This is a genomic window from Streptomyces sp. enrichment culture (genome assembly GCF_964272895.1).
GTDB lineage: Bacteria > Actinomycetota > Actinomycetes > Streptomycetales > Streptomycetaceae > Streptomyces.
In genome coordinates, this window is the sequence record NZ_OZ186832.1 from 4628468 (window position 1) to 4650062 (window position 21595).

The window sequence follows — 21595 nt, forward strand, 5'->3', positions numbered from 1 at the left end:
TTGTGCAAGTGCAACATCATCGGTCAAGGGGCGGAACCGGACGTTCTGCGCGCGGGCGCCCCCGGCGGGGCCCGGATTGGAACCAGGGGGCCGTCATCCGGGAGGATGGGGGCATGACCGCCCAGATTCTCGATGGCAAGGCCACCGCAGCCGAGATCAAGTCCGAGCTGACCGCCCGCGTGGCGGCGCTGAAGGAGAAGGGCGTCACGCCCGGCCTCGGCACCATCCTCGTCGGGGACGACCCCGGCAGCCAGAAGTACGTCGCCGGCAAGCACCGCGACTGCGCGGAGGTCGGCATCGCCTCCATCCAGCGCGAACTGCCCGCCACGGCCACCCAGGAGGAGATCGAGGCGGTCGTGCGGGAGCTCAACGAGGACCCCGCCTGCACCGGTTACATCGTCCAGCTGCCGCTGCCCAAGGGCATCGACGAGAACCGCATCCTGGAGCTGATGGACCCGGCCAAGGACGCCGACGGTCTGCACCCGATGAACCTCGGCCGCCTCGTCCTCAACGAGCCCGCCCCGCTGCCCTGCACCCCCAACGGCGTGCTCACCCTGCTGCGCCGCTACGGCGTCGAGATCAACGGCGCCGAGGTCGTGGTCGTCGGCCGCGGTGTGACCATCGGCCGCCCGATGCCGCTGCTGCTCACCCGGCGCAGCGAGAACGCCACCGTGACCCAGTGCCACACCGGCACCAAGGACCTGTCGGCGCACCTCAAGCGCGCCGACATCATCGTCGCCGCCGCCGGTTCCGCCCATCTGATCCGCGCCGAGGACGTCAAGCCGGGCGCCGCCGTCCTCGACGTCGGTGTCTCCCGCAGCGCCGAGGGCAAGATCGTCGGCGACGTTCACCCGGACGTGCGCGAGGTGGCCGGCTGGATCTCCCCCAACCCCGGCGGTGTCGGCCCGATGACCCGGGCCCAGCTGCTCGTCAACGTCGTCGAGGCGGCGGAGCGCGGTGTCGGACGGTAAGGCCCCGGCGGGCGCCGGGGAGGGCGAGGAGCTCACGGTGCGGGACGCGGTCAGCGCTCCCGACGCCGAGGGCCGTCCGCGTCGTACGACCCGGCGCTTCCCGCTGTTCACGCGGGACACCGCGCGCCCCGAGGGCGGCGGCCGGGCCGCGTCCGGGGCCTCCCCGGCACCCGCCCGGCAGTGGCCGGTCATCGCCGTCCTCGGCACGGTCGGTCTCGGCCTGCTGCTGACGGCGCTGGACCACTTCCGGATCGGCACGCTGCTCGTGGGCGTGGCCCTGCTCGGCGGCGCCGCGCTGCGCTGGGCGCTGCCCGGCGTGGGCATGCTCGCGGTGCGCTCGCGGTTCACGGACATCGCCACGTACGGGGTGCTGGGCACGGTGATCGTCCTGCTGGCGATGATGGTCCAGCCGGACCCCTGGCTGGAGATCCCCTTCTTCAAGGACGCCCTGCACTTCACGGTCGACAGCTGAGGGACGGCGCGGCGGAGGGCTGGGGGCGGGCACGACGGACAGCGAGGTCCCGGATGTGTCTCCGCCGTGTCGATGTGCCGACGGCTCCGGGACATCCCGCAGAACGTACGCGAAGGGCTGCCGCCCACCCCGGCCGACGTCGGTGGAACACTGGACCGCGGGCCCACGGGCGTGCGACGGTGCATGCCCACGGCCCCAATGCTCCCGTGCGCCCCCACCCCGGAACGGGGCCCCTGATCGGGCGCATCCCTGTGGGTAGCCAGAACGGGACTCGGCAGGCGGGCACCACGCGCGGGGGGAGAACATGAGCACGTACCGGGGGGAAGAGGGGGAAAGCAATGCCTCGTTGGAAGGCTTTGCCCGATGAGCTCGATCCACAGATCAGAGAGTTCACCAGCCAGCTGCGGCGCCTGGTGGACCGCAGCGGGCTGAGCATCGCCGCGGTCTCCGACCAGACCGGCTACAGCAGGACGTCCTGGGAGCGCTATCTGAACGGACGGCTGCTCGCTCCCAAGGGCGCGATCGTCGCGCTCGCCGAGGTCACGGGCACCAACCCGGTCCATCTCACCACCATGTGGGAGCTCGCCGAGCGCGCCTGGAGCCGCTCGGAGATGCGGCACGACATGACCATGGAGGCCATCCGGATCGCCCAGGCGCGTGCCGCGCTCAGCGAGTTCGGGCCGCCGCCCGCCAAGGCCAAGGGCGGCAGGACGGCCCGCAAGGGCGGCAGCGCCACGGTCACGCCGGGCATCGCGGGCCCCGCGGGCGTGGCACCCACGGTGCCGGTGCAGCCCTCGGGACCGGACACCGACGTACGCGACGGCGGACCGGGGACGGCCGTACGCGACGGCGGACCGGGGACGGCCGCGCGGGACCACGGACTGGGGGCCGGCGTGGGCGACGCCGTGCCGGGCGTGGATCCCAAGGACGCGAGCCCTCCCGTCAACTCCTGGAACATCGCCGGATACCGGGGCCCGGCCCCGACGGGCGGCGCCCGCCGGGCGGGTGCCGGTACGGCCGCGGGTCCGGCGCGTCCGGGCGGGCCGGCGGCGGGCGGCGCCGGCGGTGCCCTGGGAGGTGCCGCGGGCGGTCCGGCCGGTGCGCCGGGGCCCGTCGGGGCGTACGGCGAACCGCCGCGCGGCCCCCGGCCGGCCCCCTCCGGCGGCAAGGGCGGACGGCGGCTGACGGCGATCCTCGCGGGGGTCGTCGGCGTGGCCGCCGTGGCCGGTGCCGCGTTCTTCCTGCTGGGCGGCGGCGACGAGAAGAACGAGGGCACCGACCCCAAGCCCTCGCCCACCGCCACCAGCAAGCCCGTACTGCCGCCCGGTGTGGACTGCGTCGGCGAGTCCTGCACCGGCAAGGACGCCGAGGCCATGGGGTGCGGCGGCGACCTGGTGACCACCGCGGGCTCCGTCACCGTCGGCACCACCCTCGTCGAGGTCCGCTACAGCGAGATCTGCAAGGCGGCGTGGGGTCGGATCACCGCGGCCGCCCCCGGCGACGAGGTCAAGGTGACGGCCGGCAAGAGCACCCAGACCGGCTCGATCACCCTGGCCGGCGACACCATCGCCTACACCCCGATGGTGGCCGTGAAGAACGCCGACGAGGCGGTGGCCTGCGCGACCCTGGCGGTAGGCACGACGGGCTGCACCGAGTGACGCGCTGAGCACCACCTGCCCGCGGCGCCGTCCGGGAAGCCTCGCCGCCCTGCCCGCGGGCGCGTGGGCGGGAAAGCTCCCCCTCCTGTCCGCGGGGCCGGGTGAGAAGGCTCGCCCACCTGCGCGCGGGCGCCGGGCGGAAAGGCTCGCCTCCCTGCGCGCGCGCCCGGGCGGGGAGACCTGCGCACCTCCCGGCGGCCGCCTGGGCGGGAGGTCTGCCCGCTTCCTGCGGGCATCTGGGCGGGAGGTCTGCTCGCTTCCCGCGGCCGCCTTGGCGGGAGGTCCGCCCGCTTCCCGCGGCCGCCTGGTCGGGCTCGCCCGCCTTCCGAGGGCATCTGGGCGGGAGGTCCGCCCGCTTCCCGAGGGCATCTGGGCGGGAGGTCTGCCCGCCTTCCGCGGGCATCTGGGCGGGAGGTCTGCCCGCCTTCCGAGGGCATCTGGTCGGGAGGTCTGCCCGCTTCCCGCGGCCGCCTGGTCGGGAGGTCTGCCTGCTTCCCGAGGCCATCTGGGCGGGAGGTCTGCCCGCTTCCCGCAGGTATCTGGGTGGGGAATCCGCCCACCAACCCGCGCCCGCCCGGCAAGCAAAGCTCGCCCACCTCGCGCCCGGCAGGGAAAGCTCGCCGCCTCCCCGCGCTCGCCCGGCAGGGAAAACGTGGGGGAAACAGGAATGGCCGTCGGGATCCGGGGCACGCGTCCGGTACCCCCACGGGAGTCCGGTCAGATCGGAACCCCCGCCCGGCGGCCGTCTCGTCTCTCCTCTCCCGGACGGGCGGCCGCCGTTCGTCTGTTCTGCGAGCGGCGCGCTGTGGGGTGGGCCACACCCACCGGGACGTACGGGATCACGCGGGCGCGATAGCCTGACCGCTGGTGGATCTCTTGATACCAAGAGATCGATCATCTGTACGTCCGCACCCCGGGGCAGTGCCGCCCCCCGCCAGCTTCATACGGAGAACGCCATGACCCGCACTCCCGTGAACGTCACCGTCACCGGCGCGGCCGGCCAGATCGGTTACGCCCTGCTCTTCCGCATCGCCTCCGGCCAGCTGCTCGGCGCGGACGTGCCGGTCAAGCTGCGCCTGCTGGAGATCACCCCGGCGCTGAAGGCCGCCGAGGGCACGGCCATGGAGCTGGACGACTGCGCCTTCCCGCTGCTCCAGGGCATCGAGATCACCGACGACCCGAACGTCGCCTTCGACGGCTCCAACGTCGCCCTCCTCGTCGGCGCCCGCCCCCGCACCAAGGGCATGGAGCGCGGCGACCTGCTGGAGGCCAACGGCGGCATCTTCAAGCCGCAGGGCCAGGCCATCAACGCCCACGCCGCCGACGACATCCGCGTCCTGGTGGTCGGCAACCCGGCCAACACCAACGCCCTGATCGCCCAGGCCGCCGCCCCGGACGTACCGGCCGAGCGCTTCACCGCGATGACCCGCCTGGACCACAACCGCGCGCTGACCCAGCTCGCGAAGAAGACCGGCTCCACGGTCGCCGACATCAAGCGCCTGACCATCTGGGGCAACCACTCCGCCACCCAGTACCCGGACATCTTCCACGCCACGGTCGCCGGCAAGAACGCCGCCGAGGTCGTGAACGACGAGAAGTGGCTGGCCGACGACTTCATCCCGACCGTCGCCAAGCGCGGCGCCGCCATCATCGAGGCCCGTGGCGCCTCCTCGGCCGCCTCCGCCGCCAACGCCGCCATCGACCACATCTACTCCTGGGTCAACGGCACCCCCGAGGGCGACTGGGTCTCCATGGGCATCCCGTCGGACGGCTCCTACGGCGTCCCGGAGGGCCTGATCTCCTCCTTCCCGGTCACCTGCAAGGACGGCAAGTACGAGATCGTCCAGGGCCTGGAGATCAACGAGTTCTCCCGCGCCCGTATCGACGCCTCCGTCAAGGAGCTGGAGGAGGAGCGCGAGGCCGTTCGCGCCCTCGGCCTCATCTGAGCTTCCCGGATGTGACTCCGGTGGCCGGTGTGGGCTATAGTTGATCACACACCGGCCGCCGGAACTCCCGGAAGCCGACTGTGCGTTGGTGGTCCAAGGAAAGACGCCCCGCTTCCTGCGGGGAGATGCAGGTGCAAGGCCTGCCCGGCGCTCCACTCGCGAAGTCCCCTTCCGCTCAGGCGGGAGGGGACTTCGCGCGTTGTACGGGAGCCCGCGTTCGACGCGCCGCGCCGGTCAGACGCCCTGGAGCTGCTGCTGGAGCTTGTCGACGTCCACGCTCTCCTCCGGCGGCGGAGTCTTCGACGGCACCGGCTCGCCGTAGTCCTCGAAGGCGACGGTCATATCGGTGCCGGCTCCGCGCTGGGTGATCTCCACGATGCGGTGCGGGGTGTCGGCCGTGACGTACATGGTCACGTTCTTGCCGTCGTCCTTGCCGGTCAGCGGGTAGACCTCGGTGCCGTCGCGCTCGGTCCGGTCGCCGCGCTTCACCCCGGTCGCACCGTCGCCGCCGGCGCCGACGTCGTCCTGGAACTTGGTGAGGTCGCAGGTGTCGGCCATGCCCTTGAGCATGGCGTCGCGGGTGGAGCCGTGGATCCAGCGGTTCTTGAACAGCTCGGCCACCGCGTCGCCCTGCCCGCCGGGCACCTGGGCCTTCCAGAAGGCGGTGTCCGGCTTCATCCACACCTCTTCGGCCTGCTTGACGATCTCCACGCTGCCGCCGCCCCTGGCCATCCTCATCGAACCGCTGCAGTTGCCGTCCCGGTCCAGGGCCAGGTCCATCGAGGCGGGGCGGGTGCGGCTGGTCGACGTGGACGCGTCGCGGTCCGTCAGCTTCAGACGCACCGACTCGGCGTCGAGGAGGTTGTCGCGGGCCTGGTCGACCAGCTCGCGGGCGCTGGGATCCTCCTGGGCCGCCGCCGCGGGGGCCAGAAGCAGGCTCGCGCTCACCGCAGCCGTGATCAGGGTTGCCACGCCCATGGCGTCACCTCCCGGGGTGCGCATCACTCCCAGGCTACTTTTCGCCCTATTTGTCCGCATGTTCAGTGAGGCAGCGCACTTTCGGCCCCGGATCGCGCATGCATCGAGGGGTTGCGGGCATGTGCTCACGATCTCCGACGGTGACACGTACGTCACTCAGGGGAATCGCACAGGAACGGAAGGCAATACCGACCATGGCAAGGCAGCAGGCACGACCGACGATCCATGTCGACGGCGAGTGGCGCGAAGCGGTCTCCGGGGCCACCCGCGAGATCGTCGACCCGGCGGACGGCCGGCCCTTCGACGTGGTCGCCGAGGGGGACGAGAAGGACACCGACCTGGCCGTCGCGGCGGCCCGCCGCGCCTTCGACGGGGGACAGGGCGCCTGGCCCCGCACCCCCGCCGCCGAGCGCGCCGCGCTGCTGCGCCGCACGGCCGACCTGCTCGTGCGCGACCGCGAGCGCCTCGGCCTGCTGGAGAGCCGGGACGCGGGCAAGACCCTGGAAGAGGGCCGCGTCGACATCGACTGTGTCGCCGACGCCTTCCGCTGGTTCGCCGACCTCGTCGCCGCCGAGGCCCCCGGCCGGGTCGTCGACGCGGGCACGCCCGATGTGCACAGCGTCGTCGTGCACGAGCCGGTCGGCGTCTGCGCGCTGATCACCCCCTGGAACTACCCGTTGCTCCAGGCCAGTTGGAAGATCGCCCCCGCGCTCGCCGCCGGCAACACCTTCGTCGTCAAGCCCAGCGAGATCACCCCGCTGACCACGATCGCCCTGATCGACCTGCTCACCGAGGCCGGCCTGCCCGCCGGTGTCGCCAACATCGTCACCGGCCCCGGCCACACCGTCGGCGCCCGCCTCGCCGAGCACCCCGACGTCGACCTGGTCTCCTTCACCGGCGGCCTGGTCAGCGGCGTCAAGGTGGCCCAGGCCGCGGCGGTCTCGGTGAAGAAGGTCGCCCTCGAACTCGGCGGCAAGAACCCCAACGTCGTCTTCGCCGACGCCTGCGCCACGCCCGAGGGCTTCGACACCGCCGTCGACCAGGCCCTCAACGCCGCCTTCATCCACAGCGGGCAGGTCTGCTCGGCCGGTTCCCGGCTCATCGTCGAGGAGTCGGTCCGCGACCGCTTCGTCGCCGAACTCGCCGAGCGCGCCGCACGGATCCGCCTCGGCCGCGGCACCGACGAGGGCGTCGAGTGCGGCCCGCTCGTCTCCGAGCAGCAGCGCGCGAAGGTCGAGGCGTACGTCGCCTCCGCGCTGGAGGAGGGCGCGGTGCTGCGCACCGGGGGCAAGCGGCCCGAGGGGCCCGGCTACTTCTACGAGCCGACGGTCCTCGACCACTGCCACCGCGGGATGAAGGTCGTCCGCGAAGAGGTCTTCGGCCCGGTCCTCACGGTCGAGACGTTCCGCACGGAGGACGAGGCGGTGGCCCTGGCCAACGACACCGAGTACGGGCTGGCCGGCGCGGTGTGGACGGCGGACGCGGGCCGCGCCCGGCGCGTCGCGGGGCGGCTGCGGCACGGCACCGTCTGGATCAACGACTTCCACCCCTATCTGCCGCAGGCGGAGTGGGGCGGCTTCGGCCGCAGCGGAGTCGGCCGCGAACTGGGCCCGTCCGGGCTCGCCGAGTACCGCGAGACCAAGCACGTCTACCAGAACCTCGCCCCTCGCCCGGTCCGCTGGTTCGCGGGCTGACGCCCCGCCCCCGACGCCCTTCCTTTCGGTAAGTCCCAGGAGTACCCCCCATGTCCGAGAACACCCACGTCTACGACTACGTCGTCATCGGCGGCGGCACCGCGGGCTCCGTCATCGCCTCCCGCCTCACCGAGAACCCCGATGTCACCGTCGCCGTCATCGAGGGCGGCCCCAGCGACGTCGACCGCGACGACGTGCTCACCCTGCGCCGCTGGATGGGCCTGCTCGGCGGCGAACTCGACTACGACTACCCCACGACCGAGCAGCCACGCGGCAACTCCCACATCCGGCACAGCCGGGCCCGCGTGCTCGGCGGCTGCTCCAGCCACAACACCCTGATCTCCTTCAAGCCGCTGCCCTCCGACTGGGACGAGTGGGAGGAGGCCGGCGCCAAGGGCTGGGGCGCGGTGCAGATGGAGGCGTACTACGCCCGGCTGCTCAACAACATCGTGCCGGTCGACGAGAAGGACCGGAACGCCATCGCCCGCGACTTCGTCGACGCCGCGCAGGCGGCCCTGGGCGTGCCGCGCGTCGAGGGCTTCAACAAGAAGCCGTTCCACGAGGGCGTCGGCTTCTTCGACCTCGCCTACCACCCCGAGAACAACAAGCGCTCCTCGGCCTCCGTGGCGTATCTGCACCCGGTGATGGACACCCGGCCCAACCTGACGATCCTGCTGGAGACCTGGGCGTACAAGCTGGAGCTGGACCGGGGCCGTGCCGAGGGCGTCCATGTCCGCACCAAGGACGGCGAGGAACTCCTCGTCCGCGCCCGGCGCGAGGTCGTCCTGTGCGCCGGTGCCGTCGACTCGCCCCGGCTGCTGCTGCACTCGGGCGTCGGACCCCGCGAGGACCTGGAGGCCCTCGGCATACCCGTGGCCCTCGACCTGCCCGGCGTCGGCGAGAACCTGCTCGACCACCCCGAGTCGGTGATCGTCTGGGAGACCCACGGACCCATCCCGGACAACTCCGCGATGGACTCCGACGCGGGCCTGTTCGTCCGCCGCGACCCCGGACACCAGGGCCCCGACCTGATGTTCCACTTCTACCAGGTGCCCTTCACCGACAACCCCGAGCGACTGGGCTACGAGCGCCCCGAGTTCGGCGTCTCCATGACCCCCAACATCCCCAAGCCCAAGAGCCGCGGCCGGCTCTACCTCACCAGCGCCGACCCGTCGGTCAAGCCCGCGCTGGACTTCCGCTACTTCACCGACGAGGACGACTACGACGGCCGCACCCTCGTCGACGGCATCCGCCTCGCCCGCCGCATCGCGCGCACCGAACCGCTCGCCGGCTGGCTCAAGCGCGAGGTCTGCCCCGGACCGGACGTCACCAGCGACGAAGAGCTCAGCGAGTACGCCCGTAAGGCCGCGCACACGGTCTACCACCCGGCCGGCACCTGCCGCATGGGGGCCGTCGACGACGAACTGGCCGTCGTCGACCCGGAGTTGCGCGTCCGGGGTCTGGAGGGCATCCGGATCGCGGACGCCTCCGTGTTCCCGACCATGACCGCCGTCAACCCGATGATCGGAGTGCTCATGGTCGGGGAGAAGGCGGCCGAGCTGATCGGCGGTGATGCGTGATGAGTACGCCCGTGTTCTCCGTGGAGGGCCTGTGGAAGGTGTTCGGCCCCAAGGCCGACCGCGTGCCCGCCGACCCCGAACTGCGCTCGCTGGACCCCGCCGAGCTGCGCGCCCGCACCGGCTGCACGGCCGCCGTCCGGGACGTGTCCTTCGACGTCCGCAAGGGCGAGGTCTTCGTCGTCATGGGCCTGTCCGGCTCCGGCAAGTCCACCCTCGTGCGCTGTCTGACCCGGCTGATCGAGCCGACGGCCGGATCCCTCGCCATCGACGGCGAGGACGTGCGCGCCATGGACGCCGCCCGGCTGCGCGAACTGCGCCGCCGCCGCGCCGCGATGGTCTTCCAGCACTTCGGCCTGCTGCCGCACCGCACGGTCCTCGACAACGTCGCCTACGGCCTGGAGATCCAGGGCGTCGGCAAGGCCGAACGCCGCGAGCGGGCCGCCGAGTTCGTCACCAAGGTCGGCCTCGACGGGCTCGAACAGCGCCGGCCCGGACAGCTGTCCGGCGGTCAGCAGCAGCGGGTGGGGCTGGCGCGGGCGCTGGCCGTGGACCCCGAGGTCCTGCTCTTCGACGAGCCCTTCAGCGCGCTGGACCCGCTCATCCGGCGCGACATGCAGGAGGAGATCGTCCGGCTGCACCGCGAGGAGGGCCGCACCATGGTCTTCATCACCCATGACCTCGGCGAGGCCCTGAGGCTCGGCGACCGCATCGCCCTGATGCGCGACGGCCGCGTCGTCCAGCTCGGCACGCCCGAGGAGATCGTCGGCTCCCCGGCCGACGCCTACGTCCGCGACTTCGTCCGTGACGTGCCCCGCGAGCAGGTCATCACCGTCCGCACCGCCATGCGGCCCGCGTCGGCCGACGAGGCCGCCGGCTCCGGCCCGGCGGTGGCACCCGGAGCGACGGTCGCGGAGGCGATCGAGGCGGTGGCCAGAGCCGGACAGCCCGCCAGGGTCATGCAGGAGGGCCGGTGCCTGGGGGTGGTGGACCACGAGGCGCTGCTGGGTGTCGTCGCCGGAGTGCGGGAGGCGGTCGCCTGATGGCCACGCTCACCGCGACACCGCCACGCACCCGGCCCGCCGTGCTCAGGAACCGGACCGCCGGCAAGCTCCTGCTGCTGGCCCTGGCCGCCGTGGTCCTCGTGCCGCTCCTCCACGCCCGCTGGGCGAGCGGCACCTGGCCCACCGCCCTGACCGTCGACCTCGACGCCCCCCTCACCCGCACCGGCGAGTGGATCATCGACAACCGCGACAGCCACCCGGTGTTCCTCTACGGCCTCGGCCACGTCAGCAACGCCGTCGTCGTCGCCGTACGCGGCGTCTACCTCGCCCTCCTCGCCGTCGGCTGGGCCGGCGTCACCGCGCTGGGCGCCCTGCTCGCCTGGCGGGCGGCCGGCGCGCGGCTCGCCCTCGGCACCGCCGCCGCGTTCCTGACCTGCGGCGCGCTCGGCATGTGGGTGCCGACGATGCAGACGCTCGCCCTGATGGTGGTGGCCGTCGCCGCGTCCGTCGCCGTCGGTGCGCTCCTCGGCCTGGCCGGCGGACTGTCCGACCGGCTGCACCGGGCCCTGCGCCCGCTGCTGGACACCATGCAGGTCCTCCCGGCCTTCGCCTATCTGCTGCCCGTCGTCCTGGTCTTCGGCATCGGCGTGCCCGCCGCCGTCCTCGCCACCGTCGTCTACGCCGCCCCGCCCATGGCCCGCCTGACCGCGCTGGGGCTGCGCGGCGCGGACCCCGGTGTGCTGGAGGCCGTCGACTCCCTCGGCGCGACCGCCCGCCAGCGGCTGCTGACCGCCCGCATCCCGCTGGCCCGGCGCGAGCTGCTGCTCGGCCTCAACCAGACGATCATGATGGCGCTGTCCATGGCCGTCATCGCGTCGGTGATCGGCGCGGGCGGCCTCGGCGACCGCGTCTACCAGGCGCTGGCCTCCGTCGACGTGGGCGCCGCCCTCGCCGCCGGCATCCCGATCGTGCTGCTCGCCGTCATCCTGGACCGCATCACCGCCGCCGCCGGGGACACCGGCACCGGCACCGGCACCGGCACGCAGCCGCGCCGCGCGCTGTGGCCGTACGCCCTCGTCGGCGCCGCCGCGATCGCGCTCGCCGGACGTCTGACGGACCGGCTGGAGTGGCCGCAGGCGTGGGCGCTGGACATCGCCGCGCCCGTCAACCGCGCCGTCGACTGGATGACCGCGCACCTGTACTCCGGTGTGCCCGTCGTCGGCGGCACCGCCGAATGGGCCGGCCGCTTCACGACCTGGGTCCTGGACCCCGTACGCGACGGCCTGCTGTGGCTGCCCTGGTGGGCCGTCCTGCTCGGGGTCGCCGCCCCGGCCTGGCTCATCGGGACCTGGCGCACCGCACTGACCGCCGTCACCGCCATGGCGGCGATCGGTGTCCTGGGCGTCTGGGAGCCCGCCCTGGACACCCTCTCCCAGGTGCTCGCGGCCGTCGCCGTCACCCTGGTGCTGGGCGTCGCCACCGCCGTCGCAGCCGCCCGCAGCGACCGCTTCGACCGGCTGCTGCGGCCCGTCCTGGACGTCTTCCAGACGATGCCGCAGTTCGTGTACCTGATCCCGGTCGTCGCCCTGTTCGGCGTCGGCCGCGCCCCCGCCGTCGCCGCGGCCGTCGTCTACGCGCTGCCCGCGGTCGTGCGGATCACCGCCCAGGGACTGCGCCAGGTCGACCCGGCGGCGCTGGAGGCGTCCCGCTCGCTCGGCGCCACCGGGTGGCAGCAGCTGCGGCAGGTCCAACTCCCCCTCGCCCGGCCCGCGTTGCTGCTCGCCGTCAACCAGGGCGTGGTGCTGGTCCTCGCCGTCGTCATCATCGGCGGCCTGGTCGGCGGCGGAGCCCTCGGCTACGACGTCGTCTTCGGCCTCGCCCAGGGCGACCTGGCCACCGGCCTCGTCGCGGGCGTCGCCATCGTCTGCCTGGGCCTGATGCTGGACCGGGTGACCCAGCCCACCGAACGGCGCGCGAGGAAGGGAGCCTGACATGCGTATCCGTACCACCGCGGTCGCCGGGGCCGGCGCCCTGCTGCTGCTCACCGGCTGCGGCGCCGCCGACATGACCCGGCAGACCTCGCCCTTCGCGGGCGCCGAGGGCGCGAAGACCGTGACCCTGTCCGTGCAGTCCTGGGTCGGCGCCCAGGCCAACGTGGCCGTCGCCCAGTACCTCCTGGAGCACGAGCTCGGCTACCGCGTCGACACCGTCCAGGTCGACGAGGTGCCCGCCTGGGACGCGCTCAGCCAGGGCCGCGTCGACGCCATCCTGGAGGACTGGGGCCACCCCGACCAGGAACAGCGCTACGTCAAGGACAAGAAGACCATCGCGCCCGGCGGCGACCTCGGGGTCACCGGCCATATCGGCTGGTACGTCCCGACGTACTTCGCGAAGCGGCACCCCGACGTCACCGACTGGAAGAACCTCGACAAGTACGCCTCGCAGATGCGCACCCCCGAGAGCGGCGGCAAGGGCCAGCTGCTCGACGGCTCGCCGTCCTACGTCACCAACGACAAGGCCCTGGTGAAGAACCTGGACCTCGACTACCAGGTGGTGTTCGCCGGGTCCGAGGCGGCGCAGATCACCCAGATCCAGCAGTTCGCCAAGGAGAAGAAGCCCTTCCTCACCTACTGGTACGCCCCCCAGTGGCTGTTCGAGAAGGTGCCGATGACCGAGGTGAAGCTGCCGCCGTACAAGGAGGGCTGCGACGCCGACCCGGAGAAGGTGGCCTGCGCCTATCCGCACACCCCGCTGCAGAAGTACCTCAACGCGGACTTCGCGCGCGACGGCGGTACGGCGGCCGCCTTCCTGAAGAAGTTCCGCTGGACCACCGAGGACCAGAACGAGGTCTCCCTGATGATCGCCGACCAGAAGCTCACGCCGGAGGAGGCGGCGCGGCGGTGGGCGGAGCGGCACGAGTCGACCTGGCGGGCCTGGCTGCCGTGACCGTGCCGGCCGGCGCGATCAGGCCGGCTGCCCCGACTGCCCCGGCCGGCGTGACTACGTCCGCAGGATCCCGGCACGGTCCCGCAGCGCGGCCGTCGCCCACCGCTGCAGGCCCGGCCCGAAGGTGATCCGGGTGGCCCCTCGCGCACCGAGCTCGGCGGGCGAGGGGCCCTCGCCGTCCAGGCGCGCGAGCGCGTTCAACGGCCCCTCGATGCCCGCCCGCAGCAGGGGCAGTACGTCCGCGGGGGCGCCGATCGGATAGACGCAGTCGGCGCCCGCGGCGACGTACAGCCGGGCCCGCTCCAGCGCCGCTCGCTCCGGCTGCGGAGCGTGCCGTACGAAGGTGTCCACGCGGGCGTTCAGGAACAGCCGGTCCCCCGCCGCCGCCCGCACCTCGGCCAGCCAGTCGGCGTGCTCCCGCGGGTCCTTGAGGACGCCGTGCCGGGAGTCCTCCAGATTGCAGCCGACGACGCCCGCCTCCAGCAACCGCTCCACCAGTTCCGCGGGCGCGAGCCCGTAGCCGTCCTCCACGTCCGCCGACACCGGCACGTCCACCGCCCGGGCGATCCGCGCGACCGCCGCGAACATCTCGTCGGCCGGGGTCTGCCCGTCCGCGTGGCCGAGGGCGGCGGCGATGCCCGCGCTGGGCGTGGCGAGCGCCGGGAAGCCGGCGTCGGCCAGGGCACGGGCGGAGGCCGCGTCCCACGGGCCGGGCAGGACGAGCGGACGGTCGGGGGCGCGGTCGTGATGCAGCGCGCGGAACGCCTCGGCCTTGGTCACCATCGGGTGCTCCCCGGCGGGATCCGCCGGCTGACCATCAGCCGGTTCCAGCTGTTGATGACCGTGATCAGCGCGACGAGATGGGCGAGCGTGACCTCGTCGAAGTGGGCGGCGGCCCGCTCGTACACCTCGTCCGGCACGAAGCCGTCGGTGAGGCGGGTGACGGCCTCGGTGAGCGCGAGTGCGGCCCGTTCCCGGTCGGTGAAGTGCTCCGGCGACTCCTCCCAGGCGGCGAGCAGGTCCGACTGGGCGGCGCTGACGCCGTGTTCACGGGCGATCGCCAGATGCATGTCCAGGCAGAACGCGCAGTGGTTGAGCTGCGAGGCACGGATCTGGACGAGCTCGGCGAGCGCCGGATCGCCCAGCCCCCGCTTGGCGGTCGCGCTCAGCGACTGCATCGCGGAACGCACCCCGTCGTCCAACGCGGTCGTCCGGGCGCTCACTTGGCGACCGCCGGCCGGTAGTGACCCGGCGTGCGGCGGCAGGTCACGCCGAACCGGTTCCAGGCGTTGATCACCGTGATGGTGGCGATCAGCTGCACCAGTTCGCTCTCCTCGAAGTGCTCGGCGGCCTTCGCGTACACCTCGTCCGGCACGAAACCGTCGGTCAGCACGGTCACCGCCTCGGTCAGCTCCAGTGCCGCCAGCTCCTTCTCCGTGTAGTAGTGCGGCGACTCCTCCCACGCGCTCAGCTGGATGATCCGCTCCGCGCTCTCGCCGGCCGCGAGGGCGTCCTTGCTGTGCATGTCCAGGCACAGCGCGCAGCGGTTGAGCTGCGAGGCACGGATCCTGACCAGCTCGCGCAGCTTGGGGTCCAGGCCCTTCGCGGCGGCCGCGTCCAGACGGACCATCGCCTTGAAGACGTCCGGGGCGAGGGCGTGCCAGTCGAGGCGGGGGGTGGGCTCGGGGGCGTAGGGGGCGGGGGTGTTCGTCGGGGTGCCGTGGGTGGCGGTGGGGTTCGTCGTGGTGCCGTGGGTGGCGGTGGGGTGCGTCGCGGTGCCGACGGTGGCGGTGTGCGTCGCGGTGTCGTTCGTCGTCATGCCCTCGACCCTAGGAGCGAGGCGTCCCAGGAGTATGGTCCATTCCCATGGCAAGATCGTGGGCCACTTACGGCATCGACCTGCATCTGGAGCCCGCCGGTCCGGGACTGCGCCGCGGACTGACCGACGCCCTGCGCGAGGCCGTGCGCAGCGGCCGGCTCGCCCCGGGCGTCCGGCTGCCGTCCTCCCGCTCCCTCGCCGCCGACCTGGGCATCGCCCGCAACACCGTCGCCGACGCCTACGCCGACCTGGTCGCCGAGGGCTGGCTGACCGCCCGGCAGGGCTCGGGCACCCGGGTCGCCGACCGTCCGGCACCCCCGGCGCCCGCCGCAGCGCCCGTCGAGCGCCGCGACCCGGGCCGGCCCCGCTACGACCTCAAGCCCGGCACCCCCGACCTCGCGTCCTTCCCCCGCGAGGAATGGCTCAGGGCCACCCGCCGCGCCCTGGCCGCCGCGCCCCATGACGCCTTCGGGTACGGCGACCGACGCGGCCGCGTCGAACTGCGCACCGCCCTCGCCTCCTACCTCTCCCGCGCCCGCGGGGTCCGCGCCGACCCCGAACGCATCGTCGTCTGCGCCGGCTTCGCCCAGGGCCTGCACCTGCTGGGGCAGGCCCTGCACCGGCGCGGACTGCGCTCCCTCGCCGTCGAGTCGTACGGCCTCGACGTGCACTGGAACCTCGTGGAGCGCGCCGGACTGCGCACCGTCCCGCTCCCGTTCGACGCCCACGGCACCGTCACCGACGACCTCGGCTCCTCGGGCGCCGTACTGCTCACCCCCGCCCACCAGTTCCCCATGGGCCTCGCCCTGCGCCCCGACCGCCGGGCCGCCCTCGTCGACTGGGCCCGTCGCACCGGCGGGCTGATCCTGGAGGACGACTACGACGGAGAGTTCCGCTACGACCGCCGCCAGCCCGTCGGCGCCCTCCAGGATCTCGACCCCGACCACGTCGCCTACCTCGGCACCGCCAGCAAGTCCCTCGCGCCGGGGCTGCGCCTGGGCTGGCTGGTGCTGCCGCAGCCGCTGGTGGAGGAGGTGTGCGCGCTCGGGGGCGCTGGCTCCACCGGCGTCATGGAGCAGCTCACCCTCGCCGAGTTCATCTCCTGCGGCGCCTACGACCGTCATCTGCGCTCCGCCCGGCTGCGCTACCGGCGCCGCCGCGACGCCCTGGTCGCCGCCCTCGCCGAACGCGCCCCCGAGGTCACCGTCACCGGCATCGCCGCCGGCCTGCACGCCGTCCTGCGGCTCCCGCCCGGCACCGAGCAGTCCGTCGTCCGCGCCGCCGCCTGGCACGGCCTCGCCGTGCACGGTCTGTCCGCCTTCCGCCACCCCGCCGCCGGCGCCGCCCCGCTCGACGCCCTCGTCATCGGCTACGGCACCCCACCCGAGCACGCCTGGACCGCAACCCTCGACGCCCTGTGCGCGTCCCTGCCGTAGGGTGTTCGCGCACGCGATCGAACGTTGCGGGGGAGAACATGGCAGAGGCACGGCGACGGCTGCGTTCCAGCACGGTCGTCCTCGGCGGTATGGGCGTCGTCGCGGCGGCCCTCACGTCCTGCGGCTCCGACCCGGACCGCCGGTGCGTGGACCGCGACAGCTACGACTTCCTCACCGGCTACAAGATCATCGCCGACAGCAACTGCAAAGCGGGCTCGTCCGGTTCGTCCTACGGGAAGGGCGGCAGGAGCCGTACGTCGTCGGGGACGCGGGACGCCGCCTGGTACTACGACGCCGAGGTCGACGGCGGCTACGCCGACCACGGCACCTTCAGCCGCAGCGAGGCCGTCGACCGGGGCGGCTTCGGCTGCTCGGGCTCGGGCAGCGGCGGCGGCTGAGCCCGTCACGGACGTCCACCATGGAACGCCGCACCACACAGCCCCGGCCGGGCTGGCAGCAGACGGTCGAGGAACAGGGCCTGATCTACCCCCTGACCCGCCACCCCGACGGCTCCCTGCGCCCCTACTGGGACGAGAGCGCCTACTACGTCTTCTCGCTGGAGGAGGTCGAGGCGCTGGAGGAGGTCGTCGAGGAACTCCACGGCATGTGCCTGGCCGCCGCCGACCACATCGTGCGCGCCGACCGCCTCGCCGACCTCGGCATCACCGACCCCCGGCTCGCCGGCGCCGTACGGGAGTCCTGGCACCGCCGCCGCGAACTCCCCTCCCTCTACGGCCGCTTCGACCTCCGCTACGACGGCACCGGCCCCGCCAAACTGCTGGAGTACAACGCCGACACCCCCACCTCCCTGGTCGAGGCCGCCAGCCCCCAGTGGTTCTGGATGGAGGAGCGCTTCCCCGGCGCCGACCAGTGGAACTCCCTGCACGAGCGCCTGGTCGACGCCTGGAAGAAGCAGGCGGCCCTCCTCCCGCCGGGCAGCCCCCTCTACTTCGCGCACTCCACGGCCGACGAGCTCGGCGAGGACCTGATGACGGTCGCCTACCTCAAGGAGACCGCGGAGCAGGCGGGCCTCGCCACCGACTGGATCACCATGGAGGACATCGGCTGGGACCGCCTCTCGGGCCGCTTCGTCGACCTGCGCCTGAAGTTCATCCGCAGCGTCTTCAAGCTCTACCCCTGGGAGTGGCTCACCACCGACCGCTTCGCCGGCCAGGTCCTCGACACCCTCGACAACGGCGGTGGTACGGGGACGACGATGTGGATCGAGCCCGCCTGGAAGATGCTCCTCAGCAACAAGGCGCTCCTGGCGATCCTGTGGGAGATGTACCCGGACCACCCCCATCTGTTGCCCGCTTACCTGGACGGCCCCCGCGAACTGGCCGCCTCGACCGGCTACGTCGCCAAGCCCCTGCTGGGCCGCGAAGGCGCGGGCGTCACCGTCCACGCACCGGGCCGGCCACCCGTACTCCGCGACGAACCCTGCTGCTACCAGCAGTTGGCCCCCCTCCCCGCCTTCGACGGCAACCACGTCGTCCTCGGCACCTGGATCGTCGACAACGAACCCGCCGGCCTCGGCATCCGCGAATCCTCCGGCCTGGTCACCGACGAGTACGCCCGCTTCGTCCCCCACGTGATCCTCGAGAACCGCTCCTGATCCCCGGGCCCGCCTCGCCCGCATGGTGGACGTGGGCGGGGTGCGGGGGAGGGGGACGGGTAGGCTGGGGCCGGGCCGTGACTGGCGCGCTGGGATGGGACCGACCATCGGGGAGCGGCCTGCGTGATGATGAGTGCCGTGCGCCTGGGCCAGCCGTGAACCGTGAACGCACACGCCATCCGGAGGCCGACATGCCAGAGCAGCAGCCCCTCTCCACCGAGTCCACCGCCTTCCGCGCCGCCCTCGACGTGATCCGTGCCGTCGAACCGCGGGTCGCCGACGCCATCGGCCAGGAGGTCCACGACCAGCGCGAGATGCTCAAGCTGATCGCGTCCGAGAACTACGCCTCCCCGGCGACCCTGCTGGCCATGGGCAACTGGTTCAGCGACAAGTACGCCGAGGGCACCGTCGGCCGCCGCTTCTACGCCGGCTGCCGCAACGTCGACACCGTCGAGTCCCTCGCCGCCGAGCACGCCCGCGAACTCTTCGGCGCCCGCCACGCCTACGTCCAGCCGCACTCCGGCATCGACGCCAACCTCGTTGCCTTCTGGGCGGTCCTCGCCGACCGCGTCGAGGCCCCCTTCCTGGAGAAGACCGGCGTCCGCCAGATCAACGACCTGACCGAGGCCGACTGGGCCGAACTGCGCCAGGCATTCGGCAACCAGCGCATGCTCGGCATGTCCCTGGACGCCGGCGGCCACCTCACCCACGGCTTCCGCCCGAACATCTCCGGCAAGATGTTCGACCAGCGCTCCTACGGCACCGACCCGGCCACCGGCCTCATCGACTACGAGGCCCTGCGCACCCAGGCCCGCGAGTTCAAGCCGCTGATCATCGTCGCCGGGTACTCGGCGTACCCCCGCCTGGTCAACTTCCGGATCATGCGGGAGATCGCCGACGAGGTCGGCGCCACGCTGATGGTCGACATGGCCCACTTCGCGGGCCTGGTGGCCGGCAAGGTCCTCACCGGCGACTTCGACCCGGTGCCGCACGCCCAGATCGTGACGACCACGACCCACAAGTCGCTGCGCGGCCCGCGCGGCGGCATGGTCCTGTGCGACGACTCCCTCAAGGACCAGGTCGACCGCGGCTGCCCGATGGTCCTCGGCGGCCCGCTCCCGCACGTCATGGCGGCCAAGGCGGTGGCGCTGGCCGAGGCCCGCCGGCCCGCCTTCCAGGACTACGCCCAGCGGATCGTGGACAACTCCCGGGCGCTGGCCGAGGGCCTGATGCGCCGGGGCGCGACCCTGGTGACCGGCGGCACCGACAACCACCTCAACCTGATCGACGTCGCCTCCTCCTACGGCCTCACCGGCCGCCAGGCCGAGCAGGCCCTCCTCGACTCCGGCATCGTCACCAACCGCAACGCCATCCCGGCCGACCCCAACGGCGCCTGGTACACCTCCGGCATCCGCATCGGCACCCCCGCCCTGACCACCCGCGGCCTCGGCACCGCCGAGATGGACGAGGTGGCCGGTCTCATCGACCGCGTCCTCACGGCCACCGAGCCCGGCACCACCAAGTCCGGCGCCCCCTCCAAGGCCGCCCACGTCCTGGACCCGAAGATCTCCGAGGAGATCGCCCACCGCGCCACCGACCTGGTCGCGGGCTTCCCGCTGTACCCCGAGGTCGACCTCGGCTGACACCGTCCGAGCGGCGGCCCAGCGGCGGTCCGCGCTCCCGGCGGGCCGCCACCGGACCGGTGTCCGGCCGCGGGTCGGGGCTCGCCGCCTGTTGGCGGATCCGCTCCTGTTCAGCGATCGATCAGCTCCTGACGGGGCTGCCCTCGCGGCGGTCCGGCCTCGCGCCGGGTCGCCGCGTGGCGTATCAGCAGGGACCCCGCATAGCCGGCCGCTAGGCCGACGGCCAGGCCGGACAGGGCCCACCACCAGGCGGGGCCGTCCGGGGCCGAGGCGGCGCGAGGTGCGGTGGGGGTGGGACGGGCGCCCTCCGGTGGCGTGGCCGCCGCGGTGTCCGGCACCGGCGGACCGGCCGCGACGGTGTCCGGGTCCACCGCCTCACCCGTCACCCCCAGCTCGGCCAGCAGGGAGCGCAGGGCTCCCGGCTGCTCCGGGCGGTGCCAGGTGCCGGTCCACTCCGGTGGGGTCGTCGAGCTGTGGATCCATGCCTCTCGGGTGTCCGGCGGGAGGTGGATCCGGTCGATCCGGACCGGCGATATGTCGTGGGCCAGCCAGGTCACATTGATCTGGCGGGCCCCGACCAGGTCCGCCTCCGGCGGCTTGGCCGCCGGACCCCCCTCCGCGCCGCCCAGCAGCCGCTCCAGCCGCCGGTAGGCGCTGTCCGAGTAGTACAGCGATGCCGTCTCCCCGCTCTCGGGCGACACGACCAGCACGCTGGTCAGGCCACCGGCCGTCGCCGCCGGCGCACCCCACACCAGCACCGTGAGCGCCGCCGCCCAGACCGACAGCACAGCCGCCACCACCCGGCCCCAGAGCCTGGCCCTCCGCCCGCACATCCGCATCCGCATCCGAACCCCCAGCCGGACGATGCCCCGCGACCCGCACTGAGCCGCCTGTCACTCCTGGTACACCGCCCGGCCCGCCCGGGTTCCCCTCCGCGACCCGCTATTTTTGATCCGCCCCCACCGACCCGGCGATCTCCACCGCCCGCTCCCGCGACGCCACGCCCTCCAGGCGCAGGGTCAGCCCACCGCCCCGGCCCCACAGCAGCGTGGGTCCCGACGTCCGCTCCTCGCGGGCGAACCGGCCGCGGTCGTCCTCCAGCCAGAAGTCCAGGAGATGAGCGCGCGGCAGCCACACCGCCGACTCGCCGTCGACCTGCACGAACTCGGCCGGCTGCGGCACCGCCTTGGCGAACCCGACGTCCAGCTGTGCCGGGAACTCGTCCAGCCGGACCGTCCGCCCGTCCACCTTCCAGCACAGGGTCACCAGGAACCGCCGCTGCGGCTCCCGGCTCACCGACACCGCGTCCGGCGCGCCCAGCGCCCGCGGCACCAGCGGCTGGAAGCCCGCCTGCCGGGCCGCCTGGGCCAGCGACACCGGCCGTGCGCAGCCGGGCACCTGGGCCTCGGGGGAGGGCGTGGCCGACGGGTCGTAGCGCACCTCGACCCCGCCGAAGTCGAACCAGTCCAGCACCGCCGCCCGCACCGGAGGGGTCAGGGCGAGGACCGTGAGCAGGCCGCACAGCACCGCCGCCAGCGAGCGCCGACGGTCCCGCGCCCACCGGCGCACCGCCCGCAGCCGCTCCGCCCGCTCCGGCGGCCCGGCCACCGGCACGGGCAGCCGCTCGGCGAGTATCTGCGCCAGCACCCGCTCGGCCATCGACTCCGGCCCGTCGGCCGCGCCGGGCCGCTCCAGCGACCGCCCCAGCAGGCGCAACTCCTCGGACAGCCGGGAGCCGTCCGGCCCCGCACGCCGCCCGGCACCAGCCGTGCCGTCCCGGCCACCTGAGCCCGGACGGGCGGTGCCGCCCCCGGCCACCGTGCCGCCTCCGTCCCC

At 73.4% G+C, this 21595-nt stretch carries 19 protein-coding genes and 1 riboswitch; of the genes, 13 read left to right on the forward strand and 6 right to left on the reverse strand.

Annotated features, from left to right (window positions below):
• Positions 1-113 precede the first annotated feature (113 nt).
• From ACSU6M_RS21060 to ACSU6M_RS21075, 4 genes are all read left to right on the forward strand, one after another.
• Positions 114-971 carry a bifunctional methylenetetrahydrofolate dehydrogenase/methenyltetrahydrofolate cyclohydrolase gene (locus tag ACSU6M_RS21060; RefSeq protein WP_437071342.1) on the forward strand — a complete coding sequence of 286 codons (858 nt, stop codon included), beginning with the start codon at positions 114-116 and terminating at the stop codon, positions 969-971.
• Positions 958-1443 carry a DUF3017 domain-containing protein gene (locus ACSU6M_RS21065; protein ID WP_437071343.1) on the forward strand — a complete coding sequence of 162 codons (486 nt, stop codon included), beginning with the start codon at positions 958-960 and terminating at the stop codon, positions 1441-1443. The genes ACSU6M_RS21060 and ACSU6M_RS21065 overlap by 14 nt, the downstream gene beginning before the upstream one ends.
• 356 nt (positions 1444-1799) lie before the next feature.
• Complete coding sequence (locus tag ACSU6M_RS21070; RefSeq protein ID WP_437071345.1) at positions 1800-3101, forward strand: DUF2690 domain-containing protein; 1302 nt, start codon at positions 1800-1802, stop codon at positions 3099-3101.
• Between the two features lie 956 nt (positions 3102-4057).
• Positions 4058-5047, forward strand: a complete 990-nt coding sequence (locus tag ACSU6M_RS21075) for a malate dehydrogenase (protein WP_437071347.1) — start codon at positions 4058-4060, stop codon at positions 5045-5047.
• Between the two features lie 234 nt (positions 5048-5281).
• On the opposite strand, the gene ACSU6M_RS21080 is transcribed toward ACSU6M_RS21075, so the two are convergent.
• Complete coding sequence (locus tag ACSU6M_RS21080) at positions 5282-6049, reverse strand: hypothetical protein (protein ID WP_437071349.1); 768 nt, start codon at positions 6047-6049, stop codon at positions 5282-5284.
• A gap of 170 nt (positions 6050-6219) precedes the next feature.
• On the opposite strand from ACSU6M_RS21080, the gene ACSU6M_RS21085 reads away from it, so the two are divergent.
• Genes ACSU6M_RS21085 through ACSU6M_RS21105 form a run of 5 tightly spaced genes read left to right on the forward strand, consistent with a single transcriptional unit; the run spans position 6220 to position 13246 of the window.
• A complete protein-coding gene (locus tag ACSU6M_RS21085) occupies positions 6220-7719 on the forward strand; it encodes an aldehyde dehydrogenase family protein (protein WP_437071351.1) in 1500 nt (499 codons plus the stop codon).
• Between the two features lie 50 nt (positions 7720-7769).
• Complete coding sequence (locus ACSU6M_RS21090; protein WP_437071352.1) at positions 7770-9299, forward strand: GMC family oxidoreductase; 1530 nt, start codon at positions 7770-7772, stop codon at positions 9297-9299.
• Positions 9299-10339 (forward strand): quaternary amine ABC transporter ATP-binding protein, encoded by a 1041-nt coding sequence (locus tag ACSU6M_RS21095; RefSeq protein ID WP_437071354.1) that lies wholly within the window; start codon positions 9299-9301, stop codon positions 10337-10339. The genes ACSU6M_RS21090 and ACSU6M_RS21095 overlap by 1 nt, the downstream gene beginning before the upstream one ends.
• A complete protein-coding gene (locus ACSU6M_RS21100) occupies positions 10339-12291 on the forward strand; it encodes an ABC transporter permease (protein WP_437071356.1) in 1953 nt (650 codons plus the stop codon). The genes ACSU6M_RS21095 and ACSU6M_RS21100 overlap by 1 nt, the downstream gene beginning before the upstream one ends.
• 1 nt (position 12292) lies before the next feature.
• Positions 12293-13246, forward strand: a complete 954-nt coding sequence (locus ACSU6M_RS21105) for an ABC transporter substrate-binding protein (RefSeq protein WP_437071357.1) — start codon at positions 12293-12295, stop codon at positions 13244-13246.
• 54 nt (positions 13247-13300) lie between these two features.
• On the opposite strand, the gene ACSU6M_RS21110 is transcribed toward ACSU6M_RS21105, so the two are convergent.
• The 3 genes from ACSU6M_RS21110 to ACSU6M_RS21120 are packed head-to-tail and all read right to left on the reverse strand — an operon-like array spanning position 13301 to position 15065.
• Positions 13301-14026: an isocitrate lyase/PEP mutase family protein gene (locus tag ACSU6M_RS21110; RefSeq protein WP_437075270.1), complete on the reverse strand. Its 726-nt coding sequence runs from the start codon at positions 14024-14026 to the stop codon at positions 13301-13303.
• Positions 14023-14469: a carboxymuconolactone decarboxylase family protein gene (locus tag ACSU6M_RS21115; RefSeq protein ID WP_437071359.1), complete on the reverse strand. Its 447-nt coding sequence runs from the start codon at positions 14467-14469 to the stop codon at positions 14023-14025. The genes ACSU6M_RS21110 and ACSU6M_RS21115 overlap by 4 nt, the downstream gene beginning before the upstream one ends.
• Positions 14466-15065 (reverse strand): carboxymuconolactone decarboxylase family protein, encoded by a 600-nt coding sequence (locus tag ACSU6M_RS21120; RefSeq protein WP_437071360.1) that lies wholly within the window; start codon positions 15063-15065, stop codon positions 14466-14468. The genes ACSU6M_RS21115 and ACSU6M_RS21120 overlap by 4 nt, the downstream gene beginning before the upstream one ends.
• A gap of 47 nt (positions 15066-15112) precedes the next feature.
• Between ACSU6M_RS21120 and ACSU6M_RS21125 the strand changes: the two genes are divergently transcribed.
• The 4 genes from ACSU6M_RS21125 to ACSU6M_RS21140 all read left to right on the forward strand — a co-directional run bounded on the left by ACSU6M_RS21125 (position 15113) and on the right by ACSU6M_RS21140 (position 19759).
• Complete coding sequence (locus ACSU6M_RS21125; protein WP_437071362.1) at positions 15113-16501, forward strand: PLP-dependent aminotransferase family protein; 1389 nt, start codon at positions 15113-15115, stop codon at positions 16499-16501.
• Positions 16502-16539: 38 nt separating this feature from the next.
• On the forward strand, positions 16540-16899 hold the full coding sequence (locus tag ACSU6M_RS21130) for a hypothetical protein (protein WP_437071363.1): 360 nt from the start codon (positions 16540-16542) through the stop codon (positions 16897-16899).
• Between the two features lie 20 nt (positions 16900-16919).
• A complete protein-coding gene (locus ACSU6M_RS21135; protein WP_437071365.1) occupies positions 16920-18116 on the forward strand; it encodes a glutathionylspermidine synthase family protein in 1197 nt (398 codons plus the stop codon).
• A 67-nt stretch (positions 18117-18183) separates the two neighbouring features.
• Positions 18184-18273, forward strand: a riboswitch (ZMP/ZTP riboswitch).
• A 34-nt stretch (positions 18274-18307) separates the two neighbouring features.
• Complete coding sequence (locus ACSU6M_RS21140) at positions 18308-19759, forward strand: glycine hydroxymethyltransferase (RefSeq protein WP_437071367.1); 1452 nt, start codon at positions 18308-18310, stop codon at positions 19757-19759.
• Positions 19760-19869: 110 nt separating this feature from the next.
• On the opposite strand, the gene ACSU6M_RS21145 is transcribed toward ACSU6M_RS21140, so the two are convergent.
• Entirely contained in the window at positions 19870-20556 is a 687-nt protein-coding gene (locus ACSU6M_RS21145) for a hypothetical protein (protein ID WP_437071369.1), read from the reverse strand.
• A gap of 145 nt (positions 20557-20701) precedes the next feature.
• Positions 20702-21577 carry a hypothetical protein gene (locus ACSU6M_RS21150; RefSeq protein ID WP_437075272.1) on the reverse strand — a complete coding sequence of 292 codons (876 nt, stop codon included), beginning with the start codon at positions 21575-21577 and terminating at the stop codon, positions 20702-20704.
• Positions 21578-21595 lie beyond the last annotated feature (18 nt).